1 protein-coding gene is annotated in these 2,650 nt (G+C 70.5%); it reads left to right on the top strand.

From position 1 onward, the window contains the following. Positions 1–82 precede the first annotated feature (82 nt). Positions 83–2,593: a bifunctional (p)ppGpp synthetase/guanosine-3',5'-bis(diphosphate) 3'-pyrophosphohydrolase gene (locus tag ACFU7Y_RS42805; protein ID WP_374120015.1), complete on the top strand. Its 2,511-nt coding sequence runs from the start codon at positions 83–85 to the stop codon at positions 2,591–2,593. Positions 2,594–2,650: the final 57 nt, after the last annotated feature.

Here is a 2,650-nt window from a genome sequence, read left to right as displayed (position 1 = left end):
GGACGGCGGTCGGAACATCCGACCGCCGTCCTCCTGTTTCGTGGCCCGGCCGGATGAACACCCCGGCGCCCGGCTCGGTACCATGAAGACTCATCCCCTCCCGGTTGTTCCCGACCGTTCGGGCCTCGGCAGGGGTCGGCCCCGGTGCCCCGAGGAGTTGTCCTTGCCCGACGAGGTTGTGCCCACGGCCGCAGCGGCCACCCCCGAAAACCGTCCCACGCCCTCGGGGGCCACCCCGGCACGCCCGGCGCCGACCTCCTCGCGCTCGCTCGGCCCCTCCGGCCGCGGTTCCACCGGCGGCATGCGGGCCCGGCTGGCCCGTCTGGGGGGCCAGCGCTCCAGCGTGCTCAACCCCGTCCTGGAGCCGCTGTTCCGTTCGATCCGGGCCAACGACCCCAAGGCCGACCCGGCACTGCTGCGCGACATCGAGCGCGCGTACGCGGTGGCCGAGAAGTGGCACCGCGGGCAGAAGCGCAAGAGCGGCGACCCGTACATCACCCACCCGCTGGCCGTCGCGACGATCCTGGCCGAGCTCGGGATGGACGCCCCGACCCTGATGGCCGGGCTGCTGCACGACACCGTCGAGGACACCGACTACGGCCTGGAGACCCTGCGCAAGGAGTTCGGCGACTCGGTGGCGCTGCTGGTGGACGGCGTCACCAAGCTGGACCGGGTCAAGTTCGGCGAGGCCGCGCAGGCCGAGACCGTCCGCAAGATGGTCGTGGCGATGGCCAAGGACCCGCGGGTCCTGGTGATCAAGCTGGCCGACCGCCTGCACAACATGCGCACGATGCGCTACCTCAAGCGGGAGAAGCAGGAGAAGAAGGCCCGCGAGACGCTGGAGATCTACGCCCCGCTGGCGCACCGGCTGGGCATGAACACCATCAAGTGGGAGCTGGAGGACCTCGCCTTCGCGATCCTCTACCCCAAGATGTACGACGAGATCGTCCGGCTGGTCGCCGAGCGCGCCCCCAAGCGGGACGAGTACCTGGCGACCGTCATCGACCAGGTCCAGGCGGACCTGCGCGGGGCCCGGATCACCGCCTCCGTCACCGGCCGGCCGAAGCACTACTACTCGGTCTACCAGAAGATGATCGTCCGGGGCCGGGACTTCGCCGAGATCTACGACCTGGTGGGCATCCGGGTCCTGGTCGACACCGTCCGTGACTGCTACGCGGCACTGGGCACCATCCACGCGCGGTGGAACCCGGTGCCGGGGCGGTTCAAGGACTACATCGCGATGCCCAAGTTCAACATGTACCAGTCGCTGCACACCACGGTGATCGGTCCCGGGGGCAAGCCGGTCGAGCTGCAGATCCGCACCTTCGACATGCACCGGCGGGCCGAGTACGGCATCGCCGCGCACTGGAAGTACAAGCAGCGCGCGGTGGCCGGGGCGTCCAAGGTCCGCACCGACACCCCGACCCAGGTCCGCAAGGACGACAAGGCCGGCGCCGTCAACGAGATGGCCTGGCTGCGGCAGCTGCTGGACTGGCAGAAGGAGACCGCCGACCCGGGCGAGTTCCTGGAGTCGCTCCGCTTCGACCTGGCCAGCAACGAGGTCTTCGTCTTCACCCCCAAGGGCGACGTGATAGCCCTGCCGGCCGGGGCGACCCCGGTCGACTTCGCCTTCGCGGTGCACACCGAGGTCGGCTACCGGACGATAGGCGCCAGGGTCAACGGGCGGCTGGTGCCGCTGGAGTCGACCCTGGAGAACGGCGACACCGTCGAGGTGTTCACCTCCAAGGCGGAGAACGCCGGCCCGTCCCGGGACTGGCTGGGCTTCGTCAAGTCGCCGCGCGCCCGCAACAAGATCCGCGCCTGGTTCTCCAAGGAGCGCCGCGAGGAGGCGATCGAGCACGGCAAGGAGGCGATCGTCCGGGCGATGCGCAAGCAGGGCCTGCCGATCCAGCGGATCCTGACCGGCGACTCGCTGGTCACCCTGGCCCACGAGATGCGCTACCCCGACATCTCCTCGCTCTACGCCGCGATCGGCGAGGGCCACGTCGCCGCGCCGAACATCGTGCAGAAGCTGGTCCAGGCGCTCGGTGGCGAGGAGGGCGCGACCGAGGACCTGGCGGAGACCGCCACCCCGACCCACGACAACCGCCGCGCGGTGCGCCGCCGGGCCAAGGGCGACCCGGGCGTGATCGTCAAGGGCGTCGAGGACGTCTGGGTCAAGCTGTCCCGCTGCTGCACCCCGGTGCCGGGCGACCCGATCGTCGGCTTCGTGACCCGCGGAAACGGCGTGTCGGTGCACCGCGCCGACTGCGTCAACGTGGAGGCGCTGAGCCAGCAGCCGGAACGCATGATCGACGTCGAGTGGGCGGCCACCCAGTCCTCGGTCTTCCTGGTGGCCATCCAGGTCGAGGCGCTGGACCGTTCCCGGCTGCTCTCGGACGTCACCCGGGTGCTCTCCGACCAGCACGTCAACATCCTGTCGGCGGCGGTGCAGACCTCCCGGGACCGGGTGGCGATGAGCCGCTTCACCTTCGAGATGGGTGACCCGAAGCACCTGGGCCACGTGCTCAAGGCGGTGCGCGGCGTCGAGGGCGTGTACGACGTCTACCGCGTCACCTCCGCCCGCAAGTAGGCGGCGCCCTCCGCCCGGAAGCAGCAGCGACGAAGGCCCCCGGGAGCGATCCCGGGG

It is taken from the genome of Kitasatospora sp. NPDC057542, from assembly GCF_042801945.1.
Classification (GTDB): domain Bacteria; phylum Actinomycetota; class Actinomycetes; order Streptomycetales; family Streptomycetaceae; genus Kitasatospora.
This window is presented reverse-complemented; position numbering and strand designations above follow the sequence as displayed.

Excerpts from the sequence above, each read along its gene's own strand:
- ACFU7Y_RS42805 (WP_374120015.1), top strand. The coding sequence starts at position 83 with ATGAAGACTCATCCCCTCCCGGTTGTTCCCGACCGTTCGGGCCTCGGC.